General features: G+C 71.9%; 20 protein-coding genes. 4 read left to right on the top strand and 16 right to left on the bottom strand.

Going from position 1 to position 23,989, the window contains the following annotated elements:
- Window positions 1-11 precede the first annotated feature (11 nt).
- The 3 genes from B4915_RS07940 to B4915_RS07930 are packed head-to-tail and all read right to left on the bottom strand — an operon-like array spanning window position 12 to window position 3,599.
- Complete coding sequence (locus B4915_RS07940) at window positions 12-896, bottom strand: carbohydrate ABC transporter permease (RefSeq protein ID WP_105805278.1); 885 nt, start codon at window positions 894-896, stop codon at window positions 12-14.
- Window positions 893-2,248, bottom strand: a complete 1,356-nt coding sequence (locus B4915_RS07935) for a carbohydrate ABC transporter permease (protein WP_105805277.1) — start codon at window positions 2,246-2,248, stop codon at window positions 893-895. The genes B4915_RS07940 and B4915_RS07935 overlap by 4 nt, the downstream gene beginning before the upstream one ends.
- Before the next feature lie 16 nt (window positions 2,249-2,264).
- The gene (locus B4915_RS07930; RefSeq protein ID WP_105805276.1) at window positions 2,265-3,599 is read right to left on the bottom strand and encodes an ABC transporter substrate-binding protein; all 1,335 of its coding nucleotides are present in this window, start codon (window positions 3,597-3,599) and stop codon (window positions 2,265-2,267) included.
- 378 nt (window positions 3,600-3,977) lie between these two features.
- On the opposite strand from B4915_RS07930, the gene B4915_RS07925 reads away from it, so the two are divergent.
- A complete protein-coding gene (locus B4915_RS07925; RefSeq protein WP_105805275.1) occupies window positions 3,978-5,063 on the top strand; it encodes an ABC transporter ATP-binding protein in 1,086 nt (361 codons plus the stop codon).
- 57 nt (window positions 5,064-5,120) lie between these two features.
- Here B4915_RS07925 and B4915_RS07920 read toward each other — a convergent pair whose 3' ends face one another.
- The 4 genes from B4915_RS07920 to argC all read right to left on the bottom strand — a co-directional run bounded on the left by B4915_RS07920 (window position 5,121) and on the right by argC (window position 8,969).
- Window positions 5,121-5,597 carry a prepilin peptidase gene (locus B4915_RS07920; protein ID WP_105805274.1) on the bottom strand — a complete coding sequence of 159 codons (477 nt, stop codon included), beginning with the start codon at window positions 5,595-5,597 and terminating at the stop codon, window positions 5,121-5,123.
- A gap of 152 nt (window positions 5,598-5,749) precedes the next feature.
- On the bottom strand, window positions 5,750-6,649 hold the full coding sequence (argB, locus tag B4915_RS07915) for an acetylglutamate kinase (RefSeq protein ID WP_105805273.1): 900 nt from the start codon (window positions 6,647-6,649) through the stop codon (window positions 5,750-5,752).
- Window positions 6,650-6,718: 69 nt separating this feature from the next.
- Complete coding sequence (gene argJ, locus B4915_RS07910) at window positions 6,719-7,876, bottom strand: bifunctional glutamate N-acetyltransferase/amino-acid acetyltransferase ArgJ (RefSeq protein WP_105805272.1); 1,158 nt, start codon at window positions 7,874-7,876, stop codon at window positions 6,719-6,721.
- Window positions 7,877-7,910: 34 nt separating this feature from the next.
- Window positions 7,911-8,969 (bottom strand): N-acetyl-gamma-glutamyl-phosphate reductase, encoded by a 1,059-nt coding sequence (gene argC / locus B4915_RS07905; protein ID WP_105805271.1) that lies wholly within the window; start codon window positions 8,967-8,969, stop codon window positions 7,911-7,913.
- Between the two features lie 232 nt (window positions 8,970-9,201).
- On the opposite strand from argC, the gene B4915_RS07900 reads away from it, so the two are divergent.
- Window positions 9,202-9,801: a TetR/AcrR family transcriptional regulator gene (locus tag B4915_RS07900; RefSeq protein WP_219845098.1), complete on the top strand. Its 600-nt coding sequence runs from the start codon at window positions 9,202-9,204 to the stop codon at window positions 9,799-9,801.
- Entirely contained in the window at window positions 9,798-11,660 is a 1,863-nt protein-coding gene (locus tag B4915_RS07895) for an alpha/beta fold hydrolase (protein WP_105805269.1), read from the top strand. Before B4915_RS07900 ends, B4915_RS07895 begins: the two co-directional genes overlap by 4 nt.
- On the opposite strand, the gene B4915_RS07890 is transcribed toward B4915_RS07895, so the two are convergent.
- The 7 genes from B4915_RS07890 to B4915_RS07860 all read right to left on the bottom strand — a co-directional run bounded on the left by B4915_RS07890 (window position 11,647) and on the right by B4915_RS07860 (window position 19,551).
- The gene (locus B4915_RS07890) at window positions 11,647-12,423 is read right to left on the bottom strand and encodes an enoyl-CoA hydratase (RefSeq protein ID WP_105805268.1); all 777 of its coding nucleotides are present in this window, start codon (window positions 12,421-12,423) and stop codon (window positions 11,647-11,649) included. The two genes, B4915_RS07895 and B4915_RS07890, sit on opposite strands and share 14 nt — an antisense overlap.
- Before the next feature lie 85 nt (window positions 12,424-12,508).
- Window positions 12,509-13,696: a bifunctional 2-methylcitrate synthase/citrate synthase gene (locus B4915_RS07885; RefSeq protein ID WP_105805267.1), complete on the bottom strand. Its 1,188-nt coding sequence runs from the start codon at window positions 13,694-13,696 to the stop codon at window positions 12,509-12,511.
- Between the two features lie 56 nt (window positions 13,697-13,752).
- Window positions 13,753-14,664, bottom strand: a complete 912-nt coding sequence (prpB, locus tag B4915_RS07880) for a methylisocitrate lyase (protein WP_105805266.1) — start codon at window positions 14,662-14,664, stop codon at window positions 13,753-13,755.
- Complete coding sequence (locus B4915_RS07875; protein WP_105805265.1) at window positions 14,664-16,202, bottom strand: MmgE/PrpD family protein; 1,539 nt, start codon at window positions 16,200-16,202, stop codon at window positions 14,664-14,666. The genes prpB and B4915_RS07875 overlap by 1 nt, the downstream gene beginning before the upstream one ends.
- On the bottom strand, window positions 16,199-16,870 hold the full coding sequence (locus B4915_RS07870) for a GntR family transcriptional regulator (protein WP_105805264.1): 672 nt from the start codon (window positions 16,868-16,870) through the stop codon (window positions 16,199-16,201). The genes B4915_RS07875 and B4915_RS07870 overlap by 4 nt, the downstream gene beginning before the upstream one ends.
- Window positions 16,871-16,963: 93 nt before the next feature.
- On the bottom strand, window positions 16,964-18,916 hold the full coding sequence (locus B4915_RS07865; RefSeq protein WP_105805263.1) for a YhgE/Pip family protein: 1,953 nt from the start codon (window positions 18,914-18,916) through the stop codon (window positions 16,964-16,966).
- On the bottom strand, window positions 18,913-19,551 hold the full coding sequence (locus B4915_RS07860; RefSeq protein ID WP_181158501.1) for a hypothetical protein: 639 nt from the start codon (window positions 19,549-19,551) through the stop codon (window positions 18,913-18,915). The genes B4915_RS07865 and B4915_RS07860 overlap by 4 nt, the downstream gene beginning before the upstream one ends.
- A 282-nt stretch (window positions 19,552-19,833) precedes the next feature.
- Between B4915_RS07860 and B4915_RS07855 the strand changes: the two genes are divergently transcribed.
- Window positions 19,834-20,265 (top strand): VOC family protein, encoded by a 432-nt coding sequence (locus B4915_RS07855; protein ID WP_105805262.1) that lies wholly within the window; start codon window positions 19,834-19,836, stop codon window positions 20,263-20,265.
- A gap of 69 nt (window positions 20,266-20,334) precedes the next feature.
- Here B4915_RS07855 and pheT read toward each other — a convergent pair whose 3' ends face one another.
- Both pheT and pheS read right to left on the bottom strand, forming a co-directional pair.
- Window positions 20,335-22,935, bottom strand: coding sequence for a phenylalanine--tRNA ligase subunit beta (pheT, locus tag B4915_RS07850; RefSeq protein WP_105805261.1), 2,601 nt, complete (start codon window positions 22,933-22,935; stop codon window positions 20,335-20,337).
- On the bottom strand, window positions 22,935-23,984 hold the full coding sequence (gene pheS / locus B4915_RS07845) for a phenylalanine--tRNA ligase subunit alpha (RefSeq protein ID WP_105805260.1): 1,050 nt from the start codon (window positions 23,982-23,984) through the stop codon (window positions 22,935-22,937). The genes pheT and pheS overlap by 1 nt, the downstream gene beginning before the upstream one ends.
- Window positions 23,985-23,989: the final 5 nt, after the last annotated feature.

Below are 23,989 nucleotides of genomic sequence, written 5' to 3'. Positions count from 1 at the left end.
CACATTACGAGCTACTTTTGCGACCCCGCCAGCAGTGCCTGCACGAAGTATCGCTGGAACGCGAAAAACACTATCAGCGGCACCACCATCGACAAGAACGCACCCGAGGAGAGCACGTCGATGTTCGCGCCGAACTGACGCAGCTGCGACTGGATCGCAACGGTCAGCGGCTGGGAGTCGTTGTTCGTGAAGATCAGCGCCACCAGCATGTCGTTCCAGGTCCACAGGAACTGGAAGATCGCGAGCGAGGCGATCGCGGGAAGCGCGAGCGGCAGCATGATCCGGAAGAAGATGCGCCAGTCCCGGGCTCCGTCGATCCGCGCAGCCTCCAGCATCTCCTCCGGGATCTGGATGAAGAAGTTGCGCAGCAGGTAGATCGCGAAGGGCAGCCCGAACGCGGTGTGGAAGAGGATCACGCCGATCACGCTGCCGAAGATGCCGAGCGCGCCGAACAGCCGCGCGAGCGGGATCAGCGCGACCTGCAGCGGCACGGCGAGCAGCACCACCACGGCGATGAACAGCCAGTCCCTGCCGGGGAAGCGCAGCCACGCGAAGGCGTAGGCCGCGCACGCGGCGATGGCGACCACGAGCACCGTCGTGGGCACGGCGATCACGATCGTGTTCCAGAACGAGCCGGTGATCGTCGGATTGGAGAGCAGATTGGCGTAGTTCTCGATCGTCAGCTCCGCCGGCTTCGTGAACACCGTCCACCAGCCGCTCGCCGCGTTGTCCCCCGCGCTGCGGAACGAGGTGAGCAGCAGCCCGAAGGTGGGCACCAGCCAGAACACGGCCACGATCAGCAGCAGCACGTTCACGATGCCGCGGCTCACCGCCCGGACCACCCGGCTTCCCGCACGGCCTCCGCCTCGCCGCCGCGCCGGCGCGTTCGCGCTCATCGGCTCCGCTCCTCTCGGAACCGGCGGACGTTCACGATCATCGAGGGCAGCACGAGGATCAGCAGCAAGATCGCGAGCGCCGAGCCCAGACCCTGGTTGTTGCCGCCGCCAAACGACACCGTCCACATCTCGACGGCAATCACGTTCGCCGCGGGTTTCGATGCACCGGGCGGGATCACGTAGACGAGGTCGAATATCTTGAGCACGTTGATCACCAGCGTCACGAACACCACCACGAGCACCGGGGCGAGCAGCGGGGCCGTGATGCGCGTGAACACCTGCCACTCGCTCGCGCCGTCGGTACGCGCCGCCTCCTGCAGCGAGCGGTCCATCGCGGACAGGCCGGAGGCGATCATCACCATCGCGAAGCCGGCCCAGATCCACACGTAGGCGAGGATCACGACCACGTTGATGAACGACGCGCTCAGCCAGGACACCCCCTGCGCCCCAGCGTCGAAGTTGGCAGCCGGGAGCGCGACCCGGTAGCTCTCCCCGGCCTGCAGTCCCTCGATCGTGAAGGTGCCCCCGGCGCCCGTCGTGGCGTAGCCGCGGATCGACCCGTCGGCGTCCACCGCGTCGACGCGCACGCCCTCGAGCCCCTTCTTGCCCGCGCCGAGCTCGCCGTTCACGCCTCCCCCGCCGCGCACCACGTCGAGGAAGACCGTGCCCGAGATCTCGGTCGGCGACGGATCGGCCGCCGGCCGGGCATCAGCGGCGTCCTCCGGGAGCGCGCTCTGGCGGATCCCCGTAAGCGGGAAGTCCTGCGTGCTCCCGGCGGGGACCGCCTCGCCGGAGGCGATGATCCCCGAGTCCTCCACGATCCCGGTGCCCTCGCGCGGCTTGGCCCCCGGATAGCTCGACTGCTCGCCGAAGATGCTCTGCACGCCCACGATGGCGGCGTTCACCACGCCCAGCTGCGGACTCTCCTGGAACATGCCGCGGAAGATCACCCCCGCCGCCAGCATGGAGATCGCCATCGGCATGAACACGATCAGGCGGAACACGGTCTTCCAGCCGAGCTTCTCCACGAGGACCGCGAAGATCAAGCCGATGATCGTCACCGTCACCGGCGCCACGATCACCCACATGAGATTGTTGCGAATCGCCGTGAACGTGCTGTCGTTCGTGAACATCGTGACGTAGTTCTGCCAGCCGACGAAGGAGGTGCCGCCACGGTCGAAGAACGACCGCACCGCGGAGTAGACGATCGGGTACACCACCAGCGCGCCGAGGACGAGGAACGCCGGCCCGAGGAACCCCGCGACGAGCAGCCACCGGCGCAGGCCCCCGCGGCCGCGGGCGCCCTGCCCGCGGCCGCTGAGGTGCACGGGGACCGTGAGCGTGCGGCTCATGGTCGTGCGCTCCGGCTCAGTAGGCCGCCGCCGCGGCGTCCTCGAGACGCTGCGCCGTGCCGTCGATGTCGCTCGGATCCTGGTAGAAGGTGATCATCTCCTGCCAGAAGCCCTGACCGGGGGTGCCGCCGAAGGCGCTCGGCGTGAGATCCGACATATCGAAACGGAACACCTCGGCGCCCGTCAGCGCCTCCGCGACCTGGCGGGAGACGTCGTCCGGGTAGAGCGAGGTGTCGACGGCGGAGTTCGGGGAGATCAAGCCGCCCTCGGGCACCCACACCTCCGCGGCGTCGGGCGAGGCGAGGAACTCCATCAGTGCGTTCGTGGCCTCGTCGTCCGTGAACTGCACGGCGACGTCACCGCCGCCCACGACGGCCGGCGCGGAGCCGTCCACCGCCGGGAAGTCGTAGAACAGCGCGGTCTCCCCGACCACCGAGGTGCCGTCCGCGGCGATGTTCCCGGCGACGAAGTCCCCCTCGAAGACCGTGCCGGCCTGCGGATCCGAGCCGAAGACCTCGCTCACACTCGTCGGGAAGTCGCGCTGATCCCCGCCGGGCTGCACCAGATCGCTGTCCCACAGGGTCGCCAGCACCTCCAGCGCCTCCTTCACCGAGTCATCGGTCCAGGGGATCTCGTGATTCGTCAGCTGATCGTAACGCTCGGGACCCGCCGTGCGCAGGTACACGTTCTCGAACCAGTCCGTGAGCGGCCAGCCCACGTCCGCGCCCACGGAGATGCCCGCGTAGCCCGCGTCGCGCACCAGGCCCAGCTGAGTGAGGAAGTCGTCCCAGTCCTCGGGGGGCACCGCCCCGGCCTCGTCGTAGATGTCGGCGTTGTACCACACGGTCGACTTGTTCGCGCCCTTGAACCAGACGCCGTACAGCTCGCCGTCGACGGTGGCGAGATCGATCCACGACGGCGAGTAGTTCTCGGTGACGGCGGACTCCACCGCCTCGCTCACCGGAAGGATGTCCCCGTTCTCCGCGAGCGACTGCATGAGCGCGGGCTGCCCCAGGATCGCCACATTCGGCGGCGTGCCGCCCTCGAGCTGACCCTGGATGAACGTCGGCCCGTTGTCGCCGAAGCTCGTGTAGTTCACGGTGGCGCCCGTGCGCCGCTCGAACTCGTCGAGCACGGCCTCGAAGTTCTCCTGCTCCGCTCCGGACCACGCTGCGGCGACCGTCAGCGTCTCACCGGCGAACTCGTCACCGGCAGCGTCGCCGGAGCCGTTCCCGTCACCGCCCGAGGCGCAGCCGCTCAGGACCAGCGCAAGCGCTCCGGCCACCGCCGCGGCCCCGGTCAGGCGCCGACGTCCCCGGAATGACGCCGTGTGGGTTCCTATCGCACTCATGAAGCACTCCGTTCAGTATTTCTTCGTTGACAGGTGCCACGAACCCCGGATCGCGGGCTCCGTGGCAGACGGAGCGAAATCGACTCGGCGCATGCGAGCGGCGCCGCTCCCCCACCCCCAGGCTAGCCAAAGCCGCCCGCGTGCCGACAGCCCCGGGAGAATGATCCGGGATCGTTACCTCCTCCGAGGCTCCGCTGACCCTCCGTCGCGCCGTGCCGCCGCGCCGCTCCGTGCTGCCGCGCCGTGCTGCCGCGCCGCGCGATGGTATCCTCGACGCACGCGAGCGGGACGGCGTCGACCCGGCGACCAGTGAGCTCCGCACACGTTTCACAACGGACCGTCCGGCACGAACCTGCCGGTGAAACGAAAGGACCAGCAATGGCAGGCGTGAGTTTCGACGAGGTCAGCCTCGTATACCCCGGCACCGAGCGCGCCGCGGTGAAAGACCTCGACCTCGACATCGCAGACGGGGAGTTCCTCGTGCTCGTAGGCCCCTCAGGCTGCGGCAAGTCGACCGCGCTGCGCATGCTCGCCGGGCTCGAAGAGGTCACCTCGGGCCGGATCCTCATCGACGGGGAAGACGTGACCGGGCTCTCGCCCAAGGATCGCGACATCGCGATGGTGTTCCAGAACTATGCGCTCTATCCCCACATGACCGTCGCCGAGAACATGGGCTTCGCGCTGAAGATCGCCGGCGTCCCCAAGCATGAGCGACGCCGCCGCGTCGAGGCCGTCGCCGAGCAGCTCGATCTCACCGAGTACCTCGACCGGAAGCCCAAAGCGCTCTCCGGCGGCCAGCGGCAGCGTGTTGCGATGGGCCGCGCCATCGTCCGTTCCCCGCGCGTCTTCCTCATGGACGAGCCCCTCTCGAACCTCGACGCGAAACTGCGCGTGCAGACCCGCACCCGGATCGCCGCACTCCAGAGAGAGCTCGCCGTGACCACCGTCTACGTCACCCACGATCAGACGGAGGCGCTCACCATGGGCGACCGCATCGCGGTGCTCAAGCTCGGCGAACTGCAGCAGCTCGGCACGCCGAGGGAACTGCTCGACAAGCCGCGCAACACCTTCGTCGCCGGCTTCATCGGCAGTCCCGCCATGAACCTGTTCGACGCGAGCCTCGAAGCGGACGGCATCCGCCTCGGCAGCGCCGTCGTCCCGGTCGACCCCTCGGTGTCCGCGCAGGCCGCGAGCAGCGAGGTGACCGTCGGCGTGCGCCCCGAGGACCTCCGCGTGCTCGACGACGCACAGCCCGGCATGGAGCTGAACGTCGCACTCGTCGAGGAACTCGGCGCCGACGGCTACATCTACGGGACGATCCCGCACGGCGACGAGCAGAAGGACCTCGTGGTCCGCGTCGACGGCCGATCGCACCCCGCCGTTGGCGACACCGTGCGCATCGGCGCCGACCCGCAGCAGCTGCACGTCTTCGACCGCCAGACGGGCGAGCGCCTGGGGCGCTGACGCCGAAACCGCCGGCGCGAACCGCAGGCCCGCGGTCCACCCGGGCCCCGGCCCGTACTACCCGCCGAGCGCTGCCAGCGAGAGCCCGCACCACGCGCCCGCGAGCAGCGCGGGCCCGAGGGCGAACACGGAGCGCCGCCGGAGCCGCGCCGCGACGGCCGCGACGGCACAGGCCGCAGCAATCCCCAGCGGCCCCCACAACAGCGCCGCCTCCGGCCCCGACCAGCCCAGCACGAGCCCCAGCACCGGGGCGAGCTTCACGTCCCCCGCCCCCAGAGCACCGCGCGCAGCAAGCCACAACAGCACGAGGGCGGCGCCGTAGCCCGCCGCCGCCGACCCGGCCGGCAGCAGCCGATCCCAGCGCGCCTCCAGCCCCGCGGCCGCCACGAGCAACGCGGCAACCCCCGCCGTCCCCAGCGCGAGGAGACCGTTCGGCAAGCGGCGCTCACGGAGATCGATCAGCGCGAGACGCAGCGAGAGCGCCGCGAACAGCACGTGGGCGAGGACCGCAGCACCGCCCGCCGCCCACGCCAACGCACCCTACCGCCGAACGCTCACGCTCACGGCGTGACCTCCGCCTGCTCCGCAGCCGGAGGCAGACCGCTGCACTGCCTGGTCGGTCACGCTCACGGCGTGACCTCCGCCTGCTCCGCAGCCGGAGGCAGACCGCTGCACTGCCTGGTCGGTCACGGAGTGACCTCCGTACCGATCCCGCGCTCCGTGAAGATCTCCAGCAGCACCGAGTGGGGTTCGCGGCCGTCGATGATGACGGCCTTCGAGACGCCGCCGCGCACCGCGTCGAGGCAGGCGCGCATCTTCGGGATCATGCCCGATTCGAGGCTCGGCAGCAGCTCTTCGAGTTCGGCCGCGGTGATGCTCGACACGAGCGAGTCGCGGTCCGGCCAGTTCGCGTAGAGGCCCGCGACATCGGTGAGGATGACGAGCTTCTCGGCACCGAGCGCCGCAGCCAGGGCCGCCGCTGCCGCGTCGGCGTTGACGTTCAGCGAGACACCGGGCCGATCGGCGTCGGGGGCGATCGAGGAGACGACGGGGATCAGCCCCGCGTCGAGCAGGGCGAGCACCGGCTCCACCCGCACCTCGGCGACGTCGCCCACGAGGCCCAGATCGACCTCCTCGCCGTCGACCACGACGGGCGGACGACGCCGGCCCACGAAGAGCCCCGCGTCCTCCCCCGTGGTGCCCGCAGCGAGCGGGCCGTGCGCGTTGATCTCGTCCACGAGCTCGGGGTTCACCTTGCCGGTGAGCACCATGCGCACCACGTCCATGGTCTCCGGAGTGGTGACCCGGTAGCCGCCCTTGAACTCGCTCTCGATCCCGAGCCGCGCGAGCATCGCATTGATCTGCGGGCCGCCGCCGTGCACCACCACGGGGCGGATCCCGGTGTGCCGCAGGTAGACGATGTCCTCGGCGAAGGCGGTGAGCAGCGCGTCGTCGACCATCGCGTTGCCGCCGAACTTGATCACCATGATCGTGTCGCGGAATTTCTTCAGCCACGGCAGTGACTCGATGAGCACCTGCGCCTTGGCGGCGGCCTGCTCGCGGTCGATGGTTCGGGTAGTGCTCATGGGTCTCCGTTCGCGCCGCTCACCGGTTGCCGCTCCGCGCGGGCGCGCAGCACCGCGTGCGGCCTCGGCTCAGCTGGAATACGCGCTGTTCTCGTGGACGTAGTCGTGGGTGAGGTCGTTGGTCCGCACCGTGGCCTCGGCCTCACCGGCGAAGAGCTCGATGAGCACGTGGGTGCGGCGCGGCGTGAGGTCGCACTCCTCGACGGGGCGGTCGGGCGCGCCCGCGTGGCACAGCCGAACGCCGTTGAAGCTGACGTCGACCTGGTACGGGTCGAAAGCGGCCTCGGTGGTGCCGATCGCGGCGAGCACGCGCCCCCAGTTCGGGTCGTTGCCGAAGATCGCCGCCTTGAAGAGGTTGTTGCGGGCGACCGAGCGGCCCACCTCGACGGCCTCGGCCTCGCTGGCCGCGCCGCGCACCTCGATGTCGATGTCGTGCGCGGCTCCCTCCGCGTCGGCCTGCAGCTTCGCCGCGAGTTCGTCGCAGACCTCGGAGAGCGCGGCGGCGAAGACATGCTCCTCGGGGGCGATTCCGGAGGCACCGCTCGCGAGCAGGGTGACCTGGTCGTTGGTGGACATGCAGCCGTCGCTGTCGAGCCGGTCGAAGCTGGTGGCGCTGGCGGCGCGCAGCGCGCGGTCGAGGGCCTCGCCGTCGAGCAGGGCGTCGGTGGTGATGACGACGAGCATCGTGGCGAGGCCCGGCGCCAGCATCCCGGCGCCCTTGGCCATCGCCCCGATGCTCCAGCCGTCTCCCGCGCGCACGGCGGTCTTCTCGACGGAGTCGGTGGTGAGGATCGCCGCGGGGGCGGTGGTGTCGTCGGCGGCGAGCGCAGCGGCGAGCCGGGGCACGCCGCCGAGGATCTTGTCACGGAACGCCTGATCGCCGGTGCCGATGAGCCCGGTCGAGCAGACGAGGACGCGCTCGGGATCCGGCTCCCCGAGCTCGCTGGCCACGGCTTCCGCGGTGAGGCGAGTGGTCTCGTAGCCGAAGTCGCCGGTGAAGCAGTTCGCGCCGCCGGAGTTGAGGATCACCGCGCGTGCGGGGCCGGCCTGCTGAGCTTTGCGGCTCCAGAGGATGGGATTGGCCTGGGCGCGGTTGCTCGTGAAGACCGCGGCGCTGGCCGGGGCCGGTCCGTCGTTCACCACGAGGGCGAGGTCGGGCTTGCCGGTGCTCTTGAGGCCGACGGCGATGCCCGCCGAACGGAAGCCCCGGGGGGTGGTGACGCTCACTGCTGCTCCTTTTCGATGTGCTGCGATCGCCGCTTCACGGCGCGACCCCGTCCACCGGGAGACCGGTGGTCTCCGGCAGGCCGAGGGCGATGTTGGCGGACTGGATCGCCGCGCCGGCGGTGCCCTTGGCGAGGTTGTCGAGGGCGGCCACGACCACGGCCCGGCCCGCGGCCTCGTCGACGGCGAGCCCCATGAGGCAGGTGTTGGCGCCGAGCGTGTCCGCCGTGCGCGGGAACACCCCTTCGGGCAGCAGCTGCACGAAGGGCTCGCCCGCGTAGGCATCCTCCCAGGCCGCACGCACCTCCGCTGCGCCGACCCCGGGCGCGAGACGCGCGGTCGAGGTGGCGAGAATGCCGCGGCTCATGGGCACGAGCACGGGGGTGAAGCTGATCGTCGGGGTCTCGCGCGCACCAGCTCCGCGCAGGGCCTGCTGGATCTCCGGGATGTGGCGGTGCGTGCCGCCCACTGCGTAGGGATTGGCGGTGCCCATCAGCTCGGCGCCGAGCAGGTGGGTCTTCGCCGCCTTGCCGGCGCCCGAGGGGCCGACGGCGAGCACGGAGACGAGGTCCCGCGCCTCGATCACGCCGGCTGCGATGCCGGGTGCGAGGGAGAGCGCCACCGTCGAGGCGTTGCAGCCGGGGGCTGCGATCCGCGTCGCCCCCACGAGCCGCTCCCGCTGGCGGGAGAGGCCCCCCTCGTCCGCCACGATCAGCTCGGGAACGCCGTAGCTCCAGGCTTCGTGGTGCTCACCGCCGTAGAAGGCCGCCCAGTCGGCGGGGTCGGTGAGGCGATGATCCGCCCCGCAGTCCACCGCGAGACGCACATCGCCCAGCTGTTCGCTGAGGGCGCCCGATGCGCCGTGCGGCAGGGCGAAGAACACTGCTTCGTGCCCGTCCAGCACCTCGGGCGTCGTCTCTCGCAGGGTGAGGTGCGCCAGCGAGCGCAGATGCGGCTGCGACTCGGCGAGAGGACGCCCCGCGCTGGAGTGGCCGGTCACGGTGCGGACCTCGAACTCGGGGTGCGCGGCGAGCAGGCGCAGCAGCTCTCCCCCGGCATAGCCGGACGCCCCGGCCACCGCAACGCTGATTGTCATCGAAGCTCCTCGCTCTCCCGCTCGAACCCTCTCTATTCTGGCACCTCCCCTGGCCCGGCCGGCCCACCCGTGCCGGGTGACCGGCCCGGACCTCGCTGCGCGGCCGGATCTGCGGAGAACCCCGGCTCGCCACCCGCCTGAGGCCCGCCTGTGAGCGACGCGCCCCGGCTCTCCGCCGTCGCGACACGCCGAGGGATGCACAAAATATGTAGACCGGTCTATTATTGACGGCATGACATCCAAAGGAGAGCTGACCCGAGCACGGCTCGCGGAATCGATGCTCGAACTCATCCAGACCAGCGGCTACAGCGGCACGGGACTCAACGCGGTGATCGAACACGCGTCGGCGCCGAAGGGGTCGATCTACTTCCACTTCCCCGACGGGAAGGAGGGGCTCGGGGTCGCCGCGGTCGAGCTCGCCGCGGAGCGCTTCGCCGAGCTCATCACCCAGGCGGCTGCCGCCTCCGGCGGTCCCGGCGCGGCCGTCCGCACCGCCATCGAGGCACTGACGGCCATCGTCGCAGAAGGCGACTTCCGCCTGGGATGCCCCGTCTCCGTCGTCACCCTGGAGATGGGCGCCGAGAGCGAGCGCCTGCGGCAGGCCTGCGCAACAGCCTTCGACGCGTGGATCGCCCCGACCGCGGCGCTTCTCGCATCGAGCGGGCTCGACGCGGATGCGGCCCGATCCCTCGCGACGGTCGTCGTGTCGACTATCGAGGGCGCCGTCATCCTGTCACGTGCCACCCGGAGCACCCAGCCCCTCGAATCCGCAGCGGAGGTCGTGGCCGAGCTCGTCGAGCAGCGCTGCCGCGCAGCGGAGGCGGGCCGATGAGCGCGCACGAGACCCCGCGTCACGCACTCGTCTTCGGCGCCTCCGGATTGATCGGCCGGCACCTCATCCTGGAGCTCGCCGCGGCCGGCGCCGAGGTCACGGCCGCGGTGCGGAGCGTCGAATCCGGGGCCCGGCTCGCTCGCTGGCTCCGGGAGCACGGCCTGAAGCGGAGCATCGGCACCGTGATCGCCGACTTCTCGGCACCCCGGCTCTTTGCGGACGGGGCGGCCGCGTTCGCCTCGGTGACGGAGATCCACAGCTGCGCGGGATCGTACCGTTTCGGCATGTCCGCGGCAGAGGCGCGCGACGGGAACGTCGGCATCGTCGAGCGGCTCATCGACTTCGCCGCGGAACTGCCCGCACTGCGGCGCGTGGTCCACATCTCGGGGTATCGCGTCGGCGGACAGGATCCCGGCTCCGTTCCGTGGTCCGAGGAGCACCGCGCGGCCGTGTACCGGGAACTCGGCGCCTACGAGGCGTCGAAGGTCGAGTCCGATGCCGTCTTCCAGGCCCGCGCCCGGGAGCGTGCGATCCCCTGGACAATCGTCAACCCCTCCAGCGTGATCGGCGACAGCCGCACCGGGGAATCCGACCAGCTCATCGGGCTCCCCGCCACCATCGAGCAGCTCTGGAACGGCACCGCGACGGCGCTGCCCGGCGACGACTCGACGTTCCTGCCGGTCGTCACGGTCGACTACCTGGCCGCCTTCATGACGGTGGCAGCGGTCGACCCGAGCGCCGAGGGCGAGGCGTACTGGCTGCTCGACGACCGCACTCCGCCCCTCGCGGAGCTCCTCGCGCACCTCGCGCGCCACCTCGGGGCGCGGGTCCCGAAGCTCAGGATCCCCGTCGGCCTCATCAAGCGGCTTCCCCAGCGGATCACCGGCGCCGACCCCGAGACGCTCGGATTCATGTCCTCCGATCGTTACCCGACGGATTCGGCGAACGCCCTCGCCGAGCGCCACGGGCTCCGCATGCCGGAGGTGCGGCGCGCCCTCGAACGGTGGGCCGATCACCTCGCCGCGCACCGCTTCGGCGCCGTCCCAGGCGCATCGGCCGGGGACCGTCGCATCGTCGACGCCGGCGGGCTGCGGACCTTCGAGCTCGGCGCAGCCGGATCCCGCCGCGTGATCCTTCCGGGCCTTCCCGTGAACGCCGACAGCTGGGCCGGCGTCGCCTCCGGCATCGGGGCGCGAGCCCTCGACCTGCCCGGGCTCGGCCTGAGCGGCGGCACGGGTGCGGAGGACTGGGAAGACTGGCTCCCGGCCGTGCTCGGAGAGGAGCCGGCCCAGCTCATCGGCCACTCCCTGGGCGCCGCGGCGGCCGTGACCGCGGCCGACCGCCACCCGGGCCGGGTCGCCTCCCTCACCCTCGTCGCACCGTTCTTCCTGCAGGCCAAGTCGGCCGTTCCGAAGGGGCTGCGGCCGCTCGTGCGCGCCGTGCTGCGCCACGCGGATCCGGCTCGGCTGTCCCGGAGGCTGAGCGGCTCGGCCGCGCACGCCGAGGCGCTCGGTTCCAGCGTCGCAGACCTCCGCCGAGGCACCGCGGGGCGGGTGGCTGAGCAGCTCGCCCGCGCCTCCTCGGAGCAGTGGCGCGCGGAGCTCCGGGATGCCCTGGGGCGCTTCCACGGCCCCATCCGGATCGTCACCGGGAGCGCGGATCCGCTCACCACGGAGGCCGTGAATCGCTTCGGCTCGCTTCCGAATGTGGAGCTCATCACGCTTCCGGGCGCCGGCCACCATCCGCAGCTCACTCACGAGGACGCCCTCATCCGGCTGCTCGCCCGCGGGCTGGAGGAGACCGGCGCGCCGGACGCGAAGGACCACGCATCCCGCCGCGGCACGCTCATCGATGGGTGAAGCCGGGTGCGCGCTTCTCGGCAAAGGCGCGCATGCCCTCCTTCTGATCCTCCGTGGCGAAGGCGGCCGCGAAGGCGCGCCGCTCGAAGCGCAGCCCCTCGGCCAGCGTCGACTCCTGCGCCACCTGCAGCGCCTCCTTCGCGGCGTAGAGGGCGGGCAGCGACTTCGAGGCGATCGCCTCCGCGGTCTTCGCCGCCTCCGCGAGCAGTTCGGCGGCCGGCACCACCCGCGCCACCAGCCCCGAGCGCTCCGCCTCCTCGGCACCCATCATGCGGCCGGTCAGGATCATCTCGGCCGCCTTCGCCTTCCCGATCGCGCGCGGCAGGCGCTGCGAGCCTCCGAAGCCGGGCAGGACCCCGAGGTTGATCTCGGGCTGCCCGAACTTCGCCGTGTCCGCGGCGATGATGAAGTCGCACATCATCGCCAGCTCGCAGCCACCGCCCAGCGCGAAGCCGCCGACGGCGGCGATCACCGGCGTGCGCAGCTGCTCGAAACCGCTCCAGCTCGGGAACAGCTCCCCGAGGTACATCTCAGAGAACGACCGCTCCGCCATCTCCTTGATGTCGGCGCCGGCCGCGAAGGCCTTCTCCGATCCCGTCAGCACGATGCAGCCGATCCCGGGATCCGCGTCGAAGGCCTGCGCGGCGTCGATCAGTTCCCGCACCAGGGCCGGGCTGAGCGCGTTCAGCGCCTCGGGCCGGTGCAGGGTGATGGTGGCGACGCGGCCGCGCGTCTCGGTCAGGATGTTCGTGTACTCGGGCATCGCTGCTCCTCTCGGGTTCCGGGGTCCACGCTACCGCGCACCGCAGATATCGCGCGGGCGCGGTGCGCATCGCACGCCGGGCTCGTCATCCGGCCTCGGCCTCCCGCCGCTGCGCGGCCAGCTCCCCGGCCGATGCGACATATCCCGGGATGTGCCGCTCCTCCGGGCCGTCGTAGGCCGAGAGCGGGCGGATCAGCGCGTTCGAGGCCGCCTGCTCCATGATGTGCGCGGTCCAGCCCGTCACCCGGGAGGCGATGAACAGCGGGGTGAAGGTGAGCGTGTCGAAGCCGATGAGATCGTAGGCGGGACCCGAGGGGTAGTCGAGATTCGGGTAGATCCCCTTGCGCGAGACGAACTCGCGCTCCAGGGTCGCGTACAGCTCCCCCACCTCGGGCCGCCCGTAGTGCTCGATGAGCGATTCGAGCGCGGCCTGCATGGTGGGCACGCGCGAGTCGCCCTTCTTGTAGACGCGGTGCCCGAAGCCCATGATCTTGCGCTTCCTGGCGAGCGCGCGATCGAGCCACGGCACCACGTTCCCGGCGGAGCCGATCTCGGCGAAGATGTGCATCACGGCCTCGTTCGCGCCGCCGTGCAGCGGCCCCTTCAGCGCGCCGATCGCGGCGACCACCGCCGAGTAGAGGTCGGAGAGCGTGGAGGTCACGACCCGCGCGGTGAAGGTGGAGGCGTTGAAGGAGTGCTCCGCGTAGAGGATCATCGAGCGGTTGAAGGCGTCGACGATGACGGGATCGGCTTCCTCGCCGAAGGTCATCCACAGGAAGTTCGCCGCGTAGTCGAGGTCGTCGCGCGGCTCCACGATCCCGAGCCCGCGCCGCCGCCGCTGCCCGTAGGCGACGATCGCCGGCAGCGCGGCGTACAGCCGCACCGAGCGTGCCAGGTTCTCCTCCGGGCTCCCCGCAGCGTCCAGCACCGAAGCCGCGCCGGCGGTGTCGGCGGCGCCGATCACGCTCACCGCCGTGCGCACCTCGTCCATCGGGTGCGCCTCCAGCGGCAGCAGCTCGATCGCCGCCCGCACCTTCTCGGGCAGCGCCCGGTGCCGCCGCTCCTCGGCGCGCAGCTCGGCGAGCTGCGCCTCCGTCGGCAGCTCGCCGTTCCAGAGCAGGAAGGCGACCGCCTCGAAGGGCTGCGTCGCGGCCAGCTCCTGCACGGGGTAGCCGCGGTAGAGCAGGCTGTTCGTCTCGGGGTTGACCTTCGAGATCGCGGTGGTGTCGACCACCACGCCCGCGAGTCCCTTCTTGATATCCGTGTCAGTCATCATCGACTCCGTTTCTGGGTGCAGGTGGAAGTGCAGGAAGTGCGGCGGTCGGCTCCCTAGCGTTCCACGGTGAAGTTGAACACCGAGGTGTCGAAGCGGTTGTAGCCCTCGTAGTCGACGAGCTCGTACAGCTCGGCGCGGTGCTGCATCTCGCCGAGCTTGCCGCTGAGGTGGCCCTCGGCGTTCAGCTCGTCGAGCGCACGCTCGGTCGCGCCCATCGCGATCCGCAGCATCGACACCGGCCAGATCACGATGTTCACGCCGATGCCGGCGAGCTGCTGCGCGGAGAACAGCTCGCTCTTGCCGAACTCGGTCATGTTCGCGAGGATCGGCACGTCGAGCGCGGCCCGCATCGCAGCGAACTCGTCCAGGGTGCGCATCGCCTCCGGGAAGATCGCGTCGGCTCCGGCGTCGACCAGCGCCTTGGCCCGGTCGATCGCGAGCGCCAGCCCGCGCTCGCCCGGCTCGGTCGCTCGGATATCGGTGCGCGCCATGATGAGGAAGTCCGGATCGCGGCGGGCGTCGACGGCGGCGCGGATCCGCTTCGCCGCGGTGTCGGCGTCCACGACGGCCTTGCCGTCGAGGTGGCCGCAGCGCTTCGGGTTGATCTGATCCTCGATGTGGCAGCCCGCGATCCCGGCGTCTTCGAGGGTCTGGATCGTGCGCGCGACGTTCATGGGCTCGCCGAAGCCGGTGTCGGCGTCGATGATCGCGGGCAGCTCGGTCACGCGGGCGATCTGCTGCCCGCGGCCCGCCACCTCGCTGAGCGTCGTGAGGCCGATATCGGGCAGGCCGAGATCGGCGGAGAGCACCGCGCCCGAGATGTAGACGCCGTCGAAGCCCTTCCGCTCGATGAGGCGCGCCGAGAGGGGGTTGAAGGCGCCGGGCAGCCGCAGCAGCTCGCCGCTCGCGAGGCGCTCGCGGAAGAGCCTCCGCTTCTCGTGGGCCGGGGTCCGGGCGTAGAGCATCAGAAGAGTCCCTTCGGTGCGGCGGCGAGGTCGATCACGCCGGGTGCGGCGACGATGTTCAGTTCACGCACCTCGGCGGCGCTGAGCTCGGGCAGGCGCTGCACGAGGCCGAGGAAGCGCTCGATCTCGGCTGGCTCCAGCACGGGCTCGGCGAGGATGCGGAACTTGCGGATGTAGTCGGCGCGGGCGAAGGGCCGGGCGCCGAGCGGGTGCGCGTCCGCCACCGCGATCTCATCGACGATGCGCCCGCCGTTTGCCAGCTCGATCTCGACGCGCCCCCCGAAGGCCTTCTCGGCCGGATCCTCCGAGTGGTAGCGGCGCGTCCACTCGGCGTCCTCCGCGGTGGTGATCTTGTGCCAGAGGGCGACCGTGTCTGGCCGGGCCGCCCGCTCGGGGGCGTAGGAGTCGACGTGGTGCCAGCCGCCGTCCTGCAGCGCCACCGCGAAGATGTAGGGGATCGAGTGGTCGAGCGTCTCGCGGGAGGCCTGCGGATCGTACTTCTGCGGGTCGTTCGCCCCCGATCCGATGACGGTGTGGGTGTGGTGGCTCGTGTGCAGCACGATGCTCGCGACGTTCGCCGGGTCGGCCAGCTCGGGGTGCTCGCCGTGCAGCTTGCGGGCGAGATCGATCCAGGCCTGCGCCTGATACTCGGCGGAGTGCTCCTTGGTGTAGCTGTCGAGGATCGCGCGCTTCGCTTCGCCGGGGGCCGGCAGCGGCACCTCGTAGCTCGCGTCCGGGCCGTCGAGCATCCAGGCGATCACGCCGTCCTCGCCCTCGTAGATCGGGCTCGGCGAGGTCTGACCGCGCATGGCCCGGTCGACGGCCTCGACCGCCATCTTGCCCGCGAAGGCCGGGGCGTAGGCCTTCCAGGTGGAGATCTCGCCCTTCCGGCTCTGCCGCGTGGCGGTGGTGGTGTGCAGCCCCTGGCCCACGGCCTGGGAGATCGTCTCGGCGTCGAGGCCGAGCAGGGTGCCGATGCCCGCTGCAGCCGAGGGGCCGATGTGCGCGACGTGGTCGATCTTGTGCCTGTGCAGGCAGATGGAGCGCACGAGGTCCATCTGGATCTCGTAGCCGGTCGCGATGCCGCGGAGGAGGGCGCGCCCGTCGCGGCCCGCGTGCTGCGCGACGGCGAGGATCGGCGGGATGTTGTCGCCGGGGTGCGAGTACTCGGCGGCGAGGAAGGTGTCGTGGTAATCGAGCTCACGCACGGCGACGCCGTTGGCCCAGGCCGCCCACTCGGGGCTGCTGAGCCGCGCCTCGTCCCCGGCGCCGGGGAGGCCGAAGATGCTGGATCCCGCTCCGCCGCTGGAGACGGGATGCGCGAGCGCCTGCGCGCGGGCGGCGACGATCGGGCCGCGGTTCAGCGAGGCGGCGGCGACGGACGCGTTGTCGATGATGCGGTTGACGATCATCTCGACGACCTCGGCTTCGACCTCGACCGGGTCGGTGGCGACCTCCGCGATTTTCCAGGCGAGCTGCTCCTCGCGGGGCAGCTCCTCCTCGCTCGTGTGAACGCGGACGTGGTGGGTGACGGTCATTGCGGTCCTTCCGGGATGGACGTCGCGGATCCTGCGGGATCCGCGATGGAGGTGAGGATCGCCGCGAGCGCCCGGTGCAGGTGCACATGGGTGGCGTGCGCGGCGAGTTCGGGATCGCCGGCCGCGATGGCCTCGGCGATGAGCGTGTGCTCGGCGACGGAGGCGCGCAGACGCGCGTGGTTGTCGCGGGCGAGGCCGCGGGCGCGCGCGAGGTGCGCGCGGACGGTGCGCAGGGCCCCCGTGAGGTAGCGGTTGCCGACGGCGGCGTCCACCGCGGCGTCGAAGCGGGCGATGAGCGCGTAGTACTCGTCGGCGGCGAGCTCACAGCTCTCGGGATGCGCAGCGGCGAAGTCGGCGGCGAGCGCGGCGAACACGGCGCGCTCACCGCGCTCGGCCGCGATCCGGGCGGCACGCTCCTCGAGCGCGCGGCGCGCCTCGAAGAGTTCCCGGATATCGTCGGCGTCGAAGTCCGCGACGACCATGACCCGCGGAGACTGCTGCCGCACTAGCCCGTCCGCGAGCAGGCGCCCGATGGCCTCGCGCATCGGCGTCCGGCTGATCCCGAGGCGCTCGGCCTGCTCGAGTTCGGCGACGACCGCGCCCGGGGGCAGCGATCCGCGCTGGATATCCTCCAGCAGCGTCGCGTACGCCCGGTCGCTCGCGCGCATCTCGCCTCCCCTCGCCATCACTAGCGTATACATTAACGCGAAAAGCCACAAGGAACCTCGCGTGCGGGCGCTGTTTATGTATACGTACGGCGCTCAGCCGATGAGGCTCGGCTGCAGATCCCTGAGCGTCAGGGAGCGGGTCATCTTCGCGACGCCGAGCACCGCGACGAGGAGCGAGACCAGCAGGACCAGCGCGAGCCTCACCGCATCCCAGCCCGCGTCACCCAGATCGCCGCCGTACATGAGCTGGCGCAGCCCGTCCACCGAGAACGACATCGGCAGGTAGTGGTGGGCGGCGGCGAGCGGCGCCGGCAGCGTCTGCCACGGGAAGGTGCCCCCCGCCGCCACGAGCTGCACGACCATGAGCACGAGTCCGAGGAACTGCCCCACGCTGCCGAGCCACACGTTCAGGGCGAGGATGATCGCCGCGAAGGTCACCGAGGCGAGCACCATCAGCCCGTACGCCGGAAGCGGGTGGGCGACCCGGAAACCGAGCGAGCCGGCCACGATCCCGTACAGCGCGGCCATCTGGACGGCGCCCAGCATCGCGGGGATCACCCAGCCCGCCACGGCGACGCGCACGGGCGCGTCGAGCGCCGTGACGGCCCGGCGCGAGACGGGCTTCAGGATGAGGAACAGCGCGTAGATGCCGATCCAGGCGGCGATGCTCACGAAGAAGGGCGCGAGCCCTGCGCCGTAGCTGCCGGCCGAGGCGAGATCCGTGGTGCGCAGCTCGACCGGGTCGGCGATGTTCGCCGCCTGCCGCTCACGCAGTTCGGCGCTGCTGTCGGGCAGGCGCTCGAGACCGGAGGCGAGCCCGTCGCGCAGCTCCCCGGTGCCGTCGGCGAGTGTGCCGAGGCCCGAGCCGAGGTCCTCCACTCCCTCGGCGAGCGTCCCGAGCCCGAGATCCAGCTCGGCGGCGCCCTCGGCCGCGCTCGCGATGCCCGAGGCGAGCTCGGGTGCGGCGTCGGCGAGCGCCCGCGAGCCGCCGGCCACCTCGTTCGCCCCCGCGGCGAGCTCGTCGAGCCGGCCGCTCGCCTGCTGGACGCGCGTGTTCGCGTCCCCGAGCACCGCGCCCACCCCGTCGAGCCGTTCCGCCGCTGCCGCGATCACGGCGGGATCCACGCCCGCGGCGGCGAGATCCGCGAGTATCGCCTCCCGCTCCGCGGCGAGCCCGTCGTACGCCTGCTGACTGACCCCGGCGAGCTCGCGCCCGAACTGAGCCACCTCCGCGTTGCCCGCCGCGACCTCGGCCGCGCCGCCCGCGAGCTGCTCGCTCTGCTGCGGAAGCTGCGCCGTGCCGTCGCGCAGCGTCCCGAGACCCGAGCTGAGCGCCGTGGACCCCTCGTGCGCCCGCTGCGCGCCCCCTTCCAGCTCCTCCGCCCCCGACAGTGCCTCGGCTGCGCCCGTCGCGAGCTGGGACGCCCCGTCGCGCGCCTCCACCGTAGAGGCGCGGATCTCGGCGATCCCGTCGAGCAGGGTCCGCGCCGACTCGAGGTTGACGGAGCGCACCACCTCCCGCTGGATCCGCTGCACGAGCTGCTCGCCGATGGTCGAGGCGAGGTAGCTGTTCGCGTCGTTCGTGGTGAGGATCACCTGCGCCTGGCGCGGGGCGTCACCGTCCGAGGAGTCGAGCGCCTCGGTGAAGTCGCGGGGAATCGTCACCGAGAAGTCGTAGACCCCCTGCTCCACGCCCCGCGCGGCCTCGCGGGCGCTCACACGGTGCCAGTCGAAGGTGCCGTCGTCCACGAGGGCTTTCGCCACCTCCTCGCCGACGGAACGCGAGTCGCCGCCGCCCGAGCCCGCGCCGCCCGCCTCCTCGTCACCGCCGTCGGCGACGCTCGGTCCCCCGTCCGCGGCGCCCTCGTCGGCCACGACGAGCGCCACCGGCACCTCGGAGAGCCGGGCGTAGGGATCCTGATTGCCCCAGAGGTACAGGCCGCCGTAGAGCAGGGGCACGCACATGAGCGCCACGAAGGCGAGGCGCGCCATCGGCGTCGCCCAGAGTCTCGCGAACTCCGAGCGGATGAGCTGCGGGATCTTCACGAGCGCCCCTCCCCCGCTCCGGCCACCGCGCGAGACGGCGTCGCCTCACCGGGAGACCCTCCGCCCGGGCCCGCGAAGATCGCCGTGCGGGCTGCCTTGCCCGCGATGACGAGCACGCCCGGCCCACGGCCCGCGATCTCGCAGGCGATGCGCCACCACTCCTCCGGGTCACCGCCGTGCCGATCGGGCGAGACGAGCACGATGCCCTCGACGCCCGGCCGGCGCAGCGCGAGCTCGCAGAGCACGCGGACGCGGGGCCCCGGGTCGAGGTCCGCCATCGGGGTGCGCGCCCGGTCCGCGAGCCCGAAGCGGTCGAGCGCGCGGCGGACGGCTCGCGGGCCGCAGGGACGTCCCGCGAACATGAGCTCCTCCGCCACCACCGCACTCAGTCGCACATCGCCGTTCGGCTCGCTGACATCGGGCGCGTCGACGAGGGCGAGCGCCCGCCGCAGCCGGCGGGCTTCGGCCACGCCGTCGATCGTCACCTCGCCGCCGTCCGGGCGCATGTGCCCGGTGACGACGAGGCCGAGCACGGTGGGGCGCTGCGCGGTCTCGGCCTCCGCGAAGACGGCCCGGCCGGACTCCAGCAGGACCTCGCTCGGCGGCAGCGCCCGGCCCTCAGGACCCTTGCTCACCGCATCTGCGCGCACCCGCATCGGATCCCCCCTCTCCGCAGCATCCCTCTCCATGGATTCTAAGTTCCTGAGCTGAGTTTGCACCACGGGGTGGCGGAAGCGCGCAGGCAGCCCCTCCGCCGGAGAGACCACCGCGTCACCGGGCACACGATACGCCACTCACGCCGCCTGATCCGCCCCAAGCTGGGGCTTGCCGATCGCGGGAGATGCGCTCAGACTGGGTGCGCGGGGGACGATCCAGCGGAGCCCGCGTCACCGTCGACACCGCAGTGGGGAGCAATCATGTCGATCCGCCTGAACCCGTATCTCAACTTCCACGGCAACGCGAGCGAGGCCCTGGCCTTCTACCACTCCGTGCTCGGCGGCACGCTCGCGATCATGCACTACGACTCGATCCCCGGCGTCATGGGCGACGAGCACGAGGGCGCGAAGGTCATGCACGGCCAGATCGACACCGATGACGGGCTCACGCTCATGGCAGCGGACATCCCCGACTCGATGGCGGGCGCGCCCGACGCGACGGTGAGCGGCATCTCCGTCTGCATCTCCGGGGACGCCGCCGAGCGCATCAGCGCGCTGTGGGAGGGACTGGCCGAGGGCGGCGAAATCTCCCAGCCCTTCGAGACGGCGCCCTGGGGCGACACCTTCGGCATGCTGAACGACCGCTTCGGCGTCCCCTGGATGGTCAGCCTCGCCACTCCGCCGCAGGCCTGAGATCGCTTCGCCGCACCGCACCCGGCCCCCGCGCCGCAGCCGTGCACAGCGCGGCCGCGGCGCGGCGCGCTACTCGCGCAGCTGCGCCCCGAAGGCGAGCTCGGCGGCGGCGACGCCGGCGAGCTTCGCCTCGCTGGCCTCCTCCGACTTCAGCGTCCGGTCCGGCGCGCGGAAGCGCAGCGCGAGCGTGATCGCCTTCTGTCCCTCCGCGATCCCGGCCCCCCGGTAGTCGTCCACGAGGCGGGCGTCCTCCAGCAGCTCGCCGGCGCCGGCCACCACGACCGCGCGCACATCGCCCGCGGGCACCTCCGCCCCGACCACCAGGGTGAGATCCTGCGTGGCGGCCGGATAGCTGGAGAGCGGCCCGGTCTCGGGCTCGCGCGGGGCCAGCTCGATGATTCGCTCCAGGTCGATCTCGAAGGCGGCGACCCGTCCGGGCAGGTGCAGTTCCGCGGCCAGCTCCGGCAGCAGCTCCCCGGCCACCCCGACCACCACGAGGCCGCCCTCGTCCCCGTCGAGATCGGCGCCGTGCTCGGAGACCCGCACCGCCAGCTCGGCGGTGCGGCCCGGGTGGAAGGCGCGGTGCGAGCCCTGCGACACGACCAGCTCCGCCGAGACGGCCCCCGCGACGGTGCGCGCCGCGTCGAGCGCGTCGGCCCAGTCGAAGGGACGCGCCGGCTCGCCGGGCTGCTTGGCGATCGCGTTGCCGATCAGCAGCCCGGCGGCGCGGTGCGGCTGCCGAGGCAGGGAGGCGTTCAGCTCCGCCAGCGTCTCATCGGAGGGCCGCTGCGCGAGCGGGGGCACGGTCTCCGTGCCGAGGCCTGCACCGCCCGCCGCGACCGGCTCGAACACGGCACCGAACTCCACGAGCGCGAGATCCGTGAGCCCACGCGAGACATTGCGCTGGGCCGCGGTGACGATCCCGGGGAGCAGCGAACGGCGCAGGAAGGGCGTCTCGCCGTCGAGCGGGTTGGCCAGGCGCACCGCCTGCACCGCCGTCTCGGCATCGTCCGCGACCCCGGAGCCGAAGGCGTCGAGCTGCGCACGCGAGGCGAAGGGGTAGCTCTGCACCTCGTCGAGTCCCGCAGCGGTGATCGTGTTCGCGGCGCGGCGCAGCAGCCGCTGCTCACGGGTGAGCCCGCGGCCGGCAGGAGCGACCGGCAGCACCGAGGGGATCCGGTCGTAGCCGACGATGCGCGCGACCTCCTCGATCAGGTCGGCGGCGCGGCTGAGGTCGGGACGCCAGCTCGGGGGCGTGACCAGCAGGAGCTCGGGGTCCCCGTCCGCGCCCGGCGCCACGGAGCAGCCGATCATCTCGATCGCGCCCCGGATCTCCTCCTCGCTGAAGTCGGTGCCGAGCAGGCCGTTGACCCTGGGCAGCCGCAGCCGCACCACGGGCGCATCCCAGGGGGCGACGAGGTCGCTGCCGAGGGTGTCCGCCGTGCCCCCGGCGAGCTGCACCAGCAGCTCGACCATGCGCTGCGCCGCGGCACGCGCCACGAGCGGGTCGACGCCGCGCTCGAAGCGCTTGGACGCCTCGCTCGGCAGCTTGTGCCGCCGCGCGCTGCGCGCGATCGTCACCGGGTCGAAGGTGGCCGCCTCGATGAGCACATCCGTGGTGGTGCCGTCGGCCTTCGTCGAGTCGCCGCCCATCACGCCCGCGAGGCCGATGGGGCCGCGGTCGTCGGTGATGAGCAGGTCCTCGGGGTCGAGCCGGCGTTCCTGCCCGTCGAGGGTGACGAGCGTCTCGCCGGCGCGGGCGCGGCGCACCACGATCCCGCCCCGCAGCTTGTTCAGGTCGTAGACGTGGAGCGGGTTGCCGAGCTCCAGCATCACGTAGTTCGAGATGTCGACCTCGAGCGACAGCGAGCGGATCCCGGCGAGCTGGAGGCGCGCCACCATCCAGGCGGGGGTGGGCCGGCTCGGGTCGATGCCGCGCACCACGCGCGTGACGAAGCCGCTCGCCCCCGCGCGCCCGCGGATCGGCGCCTCGTCCGCGATGCGCACCGGGAAGCCCTCTGCCGGCGTGATCTCGACGGCGGAGGCGGGGTCGCGGTAGTCGGCCCCGGTCGCGTGCGCGTACTCGCGCGCCACGCCGCGGATCGAGAAGGCGTAGCCGCGATCCGGCGTCACGTTGATCTCCACGGCCGTGTCATCGATGCCGAGCAGCGCCTTCGCATCGGTGCCGGGCGTCAGCTCGGCGGGGTCGAAGCCGAGTCTCGTGAGCACGATGATGCCGTCGTGGTCGTCTCCGAGCGACAGCTCGCGGGCCGAGGCGATCATGCCGTCGGAGACGTGGCCGTAGGTCCGGCGCGCCGCGATCGCGAATCCGCCGGGCAGCACGGCCCCCGGCAGGGTGACGACGACCTTGTCCCCCGCCTCGAAGTTGTGGGCGCCGCACACGATGCCGCGCACATCGGCGCCGCCGTCCGCCGCCGTCTCGCCCTCGGGGGCGACGCGCACCTGGCACCAGTTCACGGTCTTGCCGTTCGAGTGCTCCTCGGGCTCGCGCGAGAGCACCTCGCCGACGACGACGGGACCGGTCACCTCGAAGCGGCGGACCGACTCCTCCTCGAAGCCGACGCGCACGAGCTCGGCGTGCACCTGCTCGGGGGTGACGTCGGCGGGCAGCGAGACGTACTCGCCGAGCCAGCTGAGTGGAACGCGCATTAGACCAGTCCTCCGAACTGACGGTTGAAGCGGACATCGCCCTCGACCATGTCGCGCATGTCGTTGAGCTCATTGCGGAACTGCAGCGTGCGCTCGATGCCCATGCCGAAGGCGAATCCCTGATACTCCTCCGGATCGATCCCGGCGGCGAGCAGCAGCTGGGGGTCGACCATGCCGCAGCCGCCCCACTCGACCCAGCGCGCGCCGCCCTTCGCATTCGGCTGCCACACGTCCATCTCGGCGGAGGGCTCGGTGAAGGGGAAGAAGTTGGGTCGCAGGCGGATCTGCGCCTCCTCGCCGAACATCTGCCGCGCGAAGTGCTCGAGCGTGCCGCGCAGGTGCGCCATGGTGAGGCCGCGGTCGATGGCGATGCCCTCGATCTGGTGGAAGACGGGGGTGTGGGTCGCGTCGAGCTCGTCGGTGCGGTAGACGCGCCCCGGGGCGACCACGTAGACGGGCAGCTCGCGGTCGAGGAGCGAGCGGATCTGCACGGGCGAGGTGTGGGTGCGCAGCAGCAGGTGGCGCTCGGCGGGGTCGACGAAGAAGGTGTCCTGCATGGCGCGGGCGGGGTGGTCGGGGTCGAAGCCGAGCGCGTCGAAGTTGAACCACTCGTGCTCGACCTCGGGCCCCTCGGCCACCTCCCAGCCCATGCCGACGAAGATGTCGGCGGCCTCCTCCTGCAGCTGCGCGAGCGGGTGGCGGGTGCCCGCGGTGCGGCGCACGGGCGCGGCGGTCACGTCCACCGTCTCGGCGAGCAGCCGCTCGGCGGCCTCACGGGCGAGCAGCTCTGCCTCGCGGGCCTGATAGGCGCCCTCGATGCGGCCGCGGGCCTGGCCCATCAGCTTGCCGGTGGCGGCCTTCTCCTCCTTCGGCACCTCGCGCATGAGGGCGTTGAGCCGGGCGATCGCGGAACCCTCTCCGGCGTGCGCGGTGCGGGCGGCCTTCAGCTCGGCGACGGAGCCGGCCGCGGCGAACGCGGCGAGGGCCGCGGTGACGGCCGCCTCGGCGGCGTCCGGGCTGATCGGATTGCTGCTGCTGGTGTCTGACACAAGTC

The sequence above is a fragment of the Leucobacter massiliensis genome (genome assembly GCF_002982315.1).
Taxonomy (GTDB): domain Bacteria; phylum Actinomycetota; class Actinomycetes; order Actinomycetales; family Microbacteriaceae; genus Leucobacter; species Leucobacter massiliensis.
The sequence above is the reverse complement of the archived record's forward strand: the minus strand, read 5'-3'. Positions and strand labels throughout refer to the sequence as shown.